At 70.2% G+C, this 8,291-nt stretch carries 9 protein-coding genes and 3 tRNA genes; 11 read left to right on the forward strand and 1 reads right to left on the reverse strand.

The genetic code is table 11. The annotated features are described in order from the left end of the window. The first annotated feature begins 2 nt into the window (after positions 1-2). The 10 genes from H0B54_RS21760 to H0B54_RS21805 all read left to right on the forward strand — a co-directional run bounded on the left by H0B54_RS21760 (position 3) and on the right by H0B54_RS21805 (position 6,440). Positions 3-968: a type II secretion system F family protein gene (locus H0B54_RS21760; protein ID WP_188262066.1), complete on the forward strand. Its 966-nt coding sequence runs from the start codon at positions 3-5 to the stop codon at positions 966-968. Next, a complete protein-coding gene (locus H0B54_RS21765) occupies positions 965-1,966 on the forward strand; it encodes a type II secretion system F family protein (RefSeq protein ID WP_188262067.1) in 1,002 nt (333 codons plus the stop codon). Before H0B54_RS21760 ends, H0B54_RS21765 begins: the two co-directional genes overlap by 4 nt. Before the next feature lie 275 nt (positions 1,967-2,241). Then, entirely contained in the window at positions 2,242-2,952 is a 711-nt protein-coding gene (locus tag H0B54_RS21770) for a tetratricopeptide repeat protein (RefSeq protein WP_343068998.1), read from the forward strand. Between the two features lie 9 nt (positions 2,953-2,961). After that, a complete protein-coding gene (locus H0B54_RS21775) occupies positions 2,962-3,549 on the forward strand; it encodes a TadE/TadG family type IV pilus assembly protein (RefSeq protein ID WP_188262069.1) in 588 nt (195 codons plus the stop codon). Positions 3,550-3,554: 5 nt separating this feature from the next. Beyond that, positions 3,555-4,154 carry a TadE/TadG family type IV pilus assembly protein gene (locus tag H0B54_RS21780; protein ID WP_188262070.1) on the forward strand — a complete coding sequence of 200 codons (600 nt, stop codon included), beginning with the start codon at positions 3,555-3,557 and terminating at the stop codon, positions 4,152-4,154. Then, the gene (locus tag H0B54_RS21785; protein ID WP_188262071.1) at positions 4,151-5,608 is read left to right on the forward strand and encodes a TadE/TadG family type IV pilus assembly protein; all 1,458 of its coding nucleotides are present in this window, start codon (positions 4,151-4,153) and stop codon (positions 5,606-5,608) included. Before H0B54_RS21780 ends, H0B54_RS21785 begins: the two co-directional genes overlap by 4 nt. Positions 5,609-5,747: 139 nt before the next feature. After that, on the forward strand, positions 5,748-6,110 hold the full coding sequence (locus tag H0B54_RS21790) for a response regulator (protein ID WP_014200077.1): 363 nt from the start codon (positions 5,748-5,750) through the stop codon (positions 6,108-6,110). Between the two features lie 94 nt (positions 6,111-6,204). Next, positions 6,205-6,280 (forward strand) — tRNA-Asn (locus H0B54_RS21795). Between the two features lie 4 nt (positions 6,281-6,284). Beyond that, a tRNA-Asp gene (locus tag H0B54_RS21800) sits at positions 6,285-6,361 on the forward strand. A gap of 4 nt (positions 6,362-6,365) precedes the next feature. Continuing rightward, a tRNA-Gly gene (locus H0B54_RS21805) sits at positions 6,366-6,440 on the forward strand. A 101-nt stretch (positions 6,441-6,541) separates the two neighbouring features. On the opposite strand, the gene H0B54_RS21810 is transcribed toward H0B54_RS21805, so the two are convergent. Further along, the gene (locus tag H0B54_RS21810) at positions 6,542-7,309 is read right to left on the reverse strand and encodes an AraC family transcriptional regulator (RefSeq protein WP_188262072.1); all 768 of its coding nucleotides are present in this window, start codon (positions 7,307-7,309) and stop codon (positions 6,542-6,544) included. Between the two features lie 83 nt (positions 7,310-7,392). Between H0B54_RS21810 and H0B54_RS21815 the strand changes: the two genes are divergently transcribed. Continuing rightward, positions 7,393-8,043, forward strand: a complete 651-nt coding sequence (locus H0B54_RS21815; protein ID WP_188262073.1) for an MSMEG_1061 family FMN-dependent PPOX-type flavoprotein — start codon at positions 7,393-7,395, stop codon at positions 8,041-8,043. Positions 8,044-8,291: the final 248 nt, after the last annotated feature.

Raw genomic sequence — 8,291 nt, forward strand, 5'->3', positions numbered from 1 at the left:
CGATGGACCGCATCCAGGCCCTTCAACTCGCCACCCTCCTCCTCGGCGTCGGAACTCTGCTGTTCGCCCTCTCCACCCTGCGCGCCTTCCGCCGCCAAAAGGCGCTGCGCCGCCGGCTGGCCGCCCTGTCGGCCGAGGCGCGGACCGAGGCGGAGGACGACAGCCCCGACATCACCGGCGCCGGGTCCCCGACCTTTGCCGACCGGGTGAAGCGGCGCATGTCGCGCTTCTACGCGCGGCGCCAGACCGTCTATCTGCCGCCGGGCATCCGGCTGTGGCGGGCGCTGCTGTACGCCGTGATCGCCGCCGGTCTGTGCTGGTGGCTGGGCGGGCCGGTGATGGGCGACGCGGGCGCCTCGACCGCCGCCGCCATGGCCCTGCTGGTCACCCCGCGCATCGTCTTCGCCGCCAGCCGCCGCCGGGCGCTGGAGGCGCTGATGAACCAGCTTCCCGACGCGATCAGCCTCGTCGTCCGCGCCACCCGCGCCGGCATCCCGGTGTCGGAAAGCCTGCGCATGGTCGGCACCGAACTGTCCGAGCCGATCGCCCCGCTGTTCCGCCGCATCGTCGACGAGACGGCCATGGGCATCGACCTGGAGACCGTGCTGGCCCGCGCCGCCGTCAACGTCCGCCTGCCGGAGTTCCGCTTCTTCGTCGTCACCTTGCTGCTGCAGCGGGAAACCGGCGGCAACCTGACGGAACCCCTGGAAAATCTGGCCGACATGATCCGCCAGCGCCGCCGCGTGCAGATGCGCACCCGCGCCCTGACGTCGGAGGCACGCAGCTCCGCCGCCGTGCTGGCCGCCCTGCCCTTCCTGGCCGGCGGCGGCATGGCGATGCTGAACCCCGACTACGCGATGCGGCTGATCGACGAGCCGAGCGGCCAGACGATGCTGGCGGTGGCGGGCGGGTTGCTGCTGGTCGGCGTCGGCTCCATGCAACTCCTCATTCGGAAGACCCTGTCATGAGCGATGGCCTCATGAGCGGCGGCCTGATCCCACAGCCGGTCCTTCTCGGCTTCGGCGTGCTGATGATCCTGACCGGGGTGGCCGGGCTGCGCTCCTGCGTGCTGCGCGAGCGGCTGCTGGCCCGGCTGGAGCGCCTGCGCGCCGGAACCGCGCCGTCCGCCGCCCCGGAGACGGAGCGCCGGAGCCTGCTGAGCCGGATCGGCGCCGCATTGGCCCGCACGCCGCTCGTCGGCTCCGCAGACCGGGAGCGGATGCGCAAGAGCCTGATCGCCGCCGGCTACAACCAGCCCGGCCACCTCTATTCCCTGCTCGGCATCAAGCTGCTGTGCATCGGCGCCGGGATGGCGCTGGTCCCGGCGGCGGCTGGCGACCTGCTGCCCTCGCTGATCGGCGCGCCGGGTGCCGCCGCGCAGGTGGTGGCCGGCGCCCTGCTCGGCTGGCGGCTGCCCGATCTGGCGCTGGGCCGGATGCGCGACCGCCGTCTGGAGGAGGTGCGCAACGGCCTGCCCGACGCGCTCGACCTGCTGGTGATCTGCGGCGAGGCCGGCCTCGGCCTGGAAGCGGCGGTGGACCGCGTGGCCCGCGAGGTGGCGACCGCCTACCCGGCGTTGAGCGCCGAGCTGTCGGCCACCGCGGCGGAGATGCGCGTGCTGTCCGACCGCGGCGGCGCGCTCAACAATCTGGCCGCCCGGCTGGACATGGAGGGGGTGCGCGGCATGGCGACGACGCTGATCCAGGCCATGCGCTACGGCACGCCGCTGGCCCAGGCGCTGCGCGTCCTGGCCGGGGAGATGCGCGCCCAGCGCCTCGCCCGGTTCGAGGAGAAGGCGGCCCGCCTGCCGGTGCTGCTGACCCTGCCCATGGTGGTCTTCATCCTGCCCTGCGTCTTCATCGTCGTCGGCGGCCCCGCCATGCTCGACGTCTCGCGCAGCTTCGACAGCGCCGGCACGAACCAACAGGTCCACTCCAGCCAGACCAACAAGGGAGGTCAACCATGATCGCCGCCCCGGACCCATCGCATCCGACATCCCCTCTCCCGCCCCGGGAGAGGGTGCCCGCGAAGCGGGCGGGTGAGGGTCGTGCGAGGATCGGGGCGCCGATCCTTGGCGGTACCCTCACCCTCCCACCGCTTCGCGGCGGGTCCCTCCCTCTCCCGGGGCGGGAGAGGGATTCGAGGCCAAGGAAGCGCCTCTCCGGTCTGGGCCGCGCCGCGGCGGCCGCCCTCCTGCTGCTGTCGGTCAGCGCCTGCGCCTCCGCGCCGGGCGGCGGGCCGGTGGGGTCGAAGAGCGGCCCGACGGCCAACGCCACGCTGGACGACAAGGCGCGCGTGCAGCTCCGCCTCGCCCGCGCCGCCCAGGAGGCGGGCAACACCGGCTCCGCGGTGCGCTTCTACCGCGCGGTGCTGGATCAGGCGCCGGGCCATGTCGGCGCCCTGCTCGGGCTGGGCGAGACCCTGTCGGAGAGCGGGTCCGCCGCCGACGCGGTGGTCGAACTGCAGAAGGCCGCCGCCGTCGTGCCCGACAATGTGGAGGTGCAGACGGCGCTGGGCCGCGCGCTGGTCCGCGCCAACCGCCCCGTCGACGCGCTGAACCGCTTCGACGCCCTGCTCCGCCGCAACGACGACGATCTGCGCGCCCGTCTCAACCGCGGCGTCGCCCTCGACCTCGCCGGGCGGCACGCGGAGGCCCAGGCCGAATACCGCCACGTCCTGAAGGCGGAGCCGAACAACGCGATGGCCATGGCCAACCTCGGCCTGTCGCTGGCGCTGAACGGCAGCGCGGAGGGCGTGGCGATCCTGGAAAGCCTCGTCCACGGCGGGGTGGACTCCCCCCGCGTGCGCCAGAACCTTGCGCTGGCCTATGGGCTCAAGGGCGACCGGGAGGCGGCGGCCCGCGTGGCCCGGCTCGACCTCGACGACGCCAACGTCCGCTCGAATCTGGCCTTCTACGAGACGGCGCGCCAGTTCGTGGCCGTCAAACCGTGAGCCGGCCCCATGCGCAGCGACAGCCGCAGCCACCCCCCTCCCGTCCCCTCTCCCGTTCGCCGCGTCCTGCGTGACCGCCGGGGCCTGACCACGCTGGAACTTGCGCTCGTTTCCCCGGTGCTGATCGCGGGCATGATCGCCCTGGCCGAGGTGTCCTACTCGCTGACCGTGGACGGTCTTCTGAACCACGCCGCCCGTGCCGCCGCCCGCAGCGGCTTCACGGGAGAACTGGGAAGCGGCTTCACCGACCGCCGCGCCCAGGTCTGCGACACGGTGTACCGGTTGACCAGCCGGGTGCTCGACCAGAGCCGCCTGTCGGTGCGCAGCCACAGCTACGCCTCCTTCACCACGCTGGGCCAGATCAACGGCGGGATCCCGCCCTCCAGCTCGCTGACCGACCTGAATTGCGGCTCCGCCGACTGGGACGCCAATCAGACCGGGGCGGCGCTGGGCGGCAGCGGGCAGGTCGTCGTCTATACGCTGCGCTACACCCAGCCGGTGCTGACCGGGCTGGGCGCCACGGTCCTGGGCCGGGCGGAGCTGATCCACGAAGCACGGCTGGCCGTGCGCAACGAACCCTTCATGGTCGGGGAGTGACCGGCATGACGGAACATCATCCATTCCGCCCGCGCCTGCCGCGCGACCGGCGCGGCGTCGCGGCGCTGGAGATGGCTCTGCTGGCGCCGGTCCTTCTGGTGCTGGTCACCGCCACGGTGGACGTGGTGCGCTACGTCAGCATCACCCTGACCCTGAACCGCACCGCCGCCAACGTCAGCGACATCGCCACCCAGTTCGACAAGCTGCGCGCCGGCATGACCGTGGTGAAGGGGAACGAGGTCGGCGTGCTGTTCCTCGCCGCGACGGAGGTCGCCCAGCCGCTGGACCTGATGGCCGGTGGGCAGGTGATCGTCACCTCGGTCGCCAACATGGGCCAGGGATCGCGGGTGATGTGGCAGGAACGGGCCGGCACCGGCTCCGCCCTCAGCCACTTCGGCGCAGCGGGCGGGGTCGCCACGCTGCCGCCCGGCTTCACCCAGCAGCCCGGCGACAACGCCATCTTCACCGAGCTGTTCTACCGCTTCACCCCCTATCTGCTGAGCGGACCGTGGCTCGGCGATGCCGGGACCTCCACGACGCTCTACGCCAGCGCCGTCTATCAGCCCCGGCTCGGCACGCTCACCACGCTGGAGACCGGGCCATGAGGACAGCCTTCACGCTTGCGGGCCGCCTGCTCGCCGCTCTCGGCGCAAACTCTTTAGGCGCCGTAGGGCGGGACCGCCGGGGCGCCACCGCGCTGATGTTCGCCGCCGCAGCGGTGCCCCTGCTGGGCATGATCGGGCTGGCGGTGGATTACGGACGGGCCTTCCTGGTGCAGTCGCGGCTCCAGACCGCCATCGACGCCGGGGCGCTGGCCGCCGGCAAGATGCTGAACTCCACGGCGGACGCCCAGAGCGACATCGCCATGTTCGTCGCGGCCAACCTGCCGCCGGGCTTCCTGGGGGCGGCCATCGGCACACCGGCGGTGACGCTGGACCAGACGAACCAGCGCGTCGGCGTGTCCGTCACCGCCACCCTGCCGACGACCTTCCTGCGCGTCCTGCAGGTGAACGAGCTGACCATCTCGGTCACCAACCAGGTGCAGCGCGCCAACGCCGGGCTGGAGCTGGCGCTGGTGCTCGACGTCACCGGCTCCATGGCGACCAACAACCGCATCGGGGAGCTGCGCAGCGCCGCCACCGACCTCGTCAACATCCTGTTCGGGCCGGGCAGCACGCCGCCAAGGAACCTGTGGGTCTCCATTGCCCCCTACGCGGCGGAGGTCAACATCGGCAAGACCCGCACCAACTGGCTGGCGGCGGGCAGCTACGACGCCACCAAATGGGCCTCGCAGGGCTGGCGCGGCTGCGTCCTGGCCCGCACCCAGCCGCAGGACCAAACCGACACCCCGCCGGCCTCCGCTCCCTTCAAGCCCTTCTGGTACCCGAACAACCAGTACAGCGGGAACAACAACGACAACCCCTGGACCCCCACGAACATCACCGACGACGGCACCTACCGCCAGACCAACGACATGGCCGGGCCGAACCTCGGCTGCCCGCCGCCGATCATGCCGCTGACCAACGACCGCTCGGCGCTGCTCGCCAAGATCGCCGGGCTGAAGCCGGTGAACCGCGGCGGCACCATGGCGAACCAGGGGCTTCAGGCGGGATGGTTCACCCTGTCGCCGAAGTGGCGCGGCTTGTGGGGCGGCACCACGCCGGACACGCTGCCGCTCGATTACGGAACGCCCGACATGTCCAAGGCGGTCGTTCTGCTGACCGACGGCAACAACGAGTGGTTCAAGTACAAGCCGCAGGGCGACTACACCGGCTACCAGCGCCTCAGCGACGGGCTGCTGGGCACCACCGACACCAACCAAGTGACGACGGCGATCAACAACCGCATGCTGGCGCTGTGCAGCAACATGAAGGCGGCGGGGATCACCCTCTTCACCATCACCGTCGGCGACAGCGCCAGCAGCGCCACCCGCACCCTCTACGAAAGCTGCGCCTCGCCCGGCCCGAACCATTATTTCGACAGTCCGACGCCGACGGACCTGCAGATGGTGTTCCGCACCATCGCCGGCCAGCTCAGCAATCTGCGGATCATCCGCTGAGGATCTGGCGCTGAATGGCGGGCGGTATGGCCAGGGGCGGTATGGCGGAGACAGCGGTTTATGACCTATTGCGCATTGGTCCGCCGCCGCCCGATGGGCTACAGGATTCAGGACCGTGCAGACAAGAGGCCCGTCCGTCATGTCCCAGACCTTTCATGTGATCGTTGCCGAAGACGACCCGGTCGTCGCGGTCACCATTGCCGAAACCCTGGAGGAGCGCGGCTTCCGCGTGACCATCGGGCGCAACGGGTTCGATGCCTTCAAGATCGACCAGAACGATCCTGCCGACATCCTGATCACCGACCTGCGCATGCCGCATTTCGACGGCACCAGCCTGATCGCCCGCATGCAGGAGCAGCGCCCCGAGTTGCCCATCCTGGTCACCACCGGCTACAGCGACAACCTGCCCAAGGAGGAGCCGGGCCAGCTGTCCGTCGTCCAGAAGCCCTTCTCCGAGGACAGCATCGTCCGGGCGGTGCAGAGCCTGCTCGGGGTCGCCTGATCGGAGCGCCGGAGGGTGGCCGCGAAAAAATTCGTCCCCCGGTGAAGTTCCTGCTTGCGCTGCGCCGCTGAGACCCGTATAAGCCGGCCTCCGTTCCGGATTAGCTCAGTCGGTAGAGCAGCGGACTGTTAATCCGCGTGTCGCTGGTTCGAGTCCAGCATCCGGAGCCATATTGCGGGTGTAGCTCAGTTGGTTAGAGCGCCGGCCTGTCACGCCGGAGGCCGCGGGTTCAAGTCCCGTCACTCGCGCCACATTGCGGGCGTAGCTCAGGGGTAGAGCACAACCTTGCCAAGGTTGGGGTCGAGGGTTCGAATCCCTTCGCCCGCTCCAGTTTTGGGGCACGACAGTGTCTGCGGGGGCCGCTTGTTCATCAAGCGGCCCCTCGTCGTTTCAGGCGTCGCTTGGGCCCAACCGGCCCCGCCCCATCCCGCTCAGCCGAAATAGGCCGATGGCGTCACGCCCAGCGTCCGCTTGAACAAGGCGATGAAGGCGCTGACGCTGTCATAACCGAGGTCGATGGCGACGGTCGTCACCGGCGTGCCCTCGACCAGCATCTCCAGCGCGCGCATCAGGCGCGCCCGCTGCCGCCACGCGGTGTAGCTGTAGCCGGTCTCCGCCACGAAGCGGCGGCTCAGCGTCCGCTCGGACACGCCCGCCCAGGAAGCCCAGGCGTCCATGCCACGCCGATCCCCGGGATCGTCGAGCAGGGCCCGTGCGATCCGGAGAAGGCGCGGATCGCGCGGCATGGGCAGGGTGAAGGGGTCGATGGGCGAGGCCCTGAGTTCGTCGAGGAGGACCATGGCAAGGCGCCATTGCGCCTCGTCCAGTTCCCACCCCTGCCATCCGGAGGCGCGGATCACCGCCTCGCGCAACAGGCCGGACACCTTGATGATGCAGGGCCGGTCCGGCAGCGTCGCGCAGGCGGCCTCCGCGATGTAGCAGCTCCACCCCTCGACGGCCCCGTGGGTGTAGCCATGGTGCGGCTGGTGGGGCGGAAGCCACACCGCGTGCTCGGCGGGAACCACCCAGGTGTCCGTCTCCGTGCCGATGGTGAGCAGGCCGCGGCGCAGACCGGAGAGCTGGCCGCGCGGGTGGCTGTGCAGTCCAAGCGCGCGATGTTCGGCCTGCGTCTCATAGATGGCGACGATGATCGGTTCGCGCGCATCACTCGCGGCGAAAGCGAACCGCTCCTCGGACATGGCGTCAACCCGCTATCGAATGGCCGCCATAGCTTAGCTCCGCCTTCCATTCCCCGCTAGCCTGCGCGCGACAGGAGAAAGCCATGATCCCGCAGAATCCCCCCTCCTCCACGCCCGACCTCGACCTCGACCTCGACCTCGACCTCGACCGGCTTTACGACCCGCCCATGGAGCATGTCCAGAAGGCGGTCATGACGGAGTTGATCTCCTTCCACGCCGACTACCTCGCCAAGGCCACCTTCTTCTGCCTCGCCACCGGCCGCGCTGCGGGTCTGGACGCCTCGCCGCGCGGCGGCCCGCCGGGCTTCGTCAGGATGCTCGATGCCAAGACCGTCGCCTTCGCCGACTGGCCGGGCAACAACCGGATCGAGTCCATGCGCAACCTGCTGGAGGACGACCGCTTGGGAATGCTGTTCCTGTTCCCCGGCCTGGACGTTTTCATGCGGATCAATGGGCATGGCCGAGTCTCGGACGATGCGGACCTCCGCGCCAGCTTCGCCGAGGGGACGAAAATTCCGAAGACGGCCATCGTCGTGAGCGTGGACGAGGTGCTGTTCCACTGCGGTAAGGCGGTGAACCGGGCCAAGCTGTGGGCTCCGGAATCGCGGATCGGGCGCGGCGTGCTTCCGACCCCCGGCCAGATGCTCTCCGCTATGACCAGGCAGGACGCCTCCGCCGCGGAGGCCATCGATGCGCACTACGACCATGCGATGCGAAACGACCTCTACGGCTGAGGCGCAGGACGAAAAGCTGACGATCAACCCCTTGATCCCCTCCCCCGCCTGCGGCGGGGGAGGGTCAGGGAGGGGGCCGCGTCGCCACCCCAGGCACAACGAAAAGCCGGCGCTTCCCGTGGGGGAAAGCGCCGGCTTTGTCGTTCATGAAGCCGATTGTCGAGTGTGGCTGACGCCTGCTGCGTCCACTCCGGTGTGGTGTGGCGTGTGCCGTGGTGACCTGGCGGCGACCTACTCTCCCACGTCTT

Origin of the sequence: Azospirillum tabaci, assembly GCF_014596085.1 — a bacterium.
Lineage (GTDB): Bacteria > Pseudomonadota > Alphaproteobacteria > Azospirillales > Azospirillaceae > Azospirillum > Azospirillum tabaci.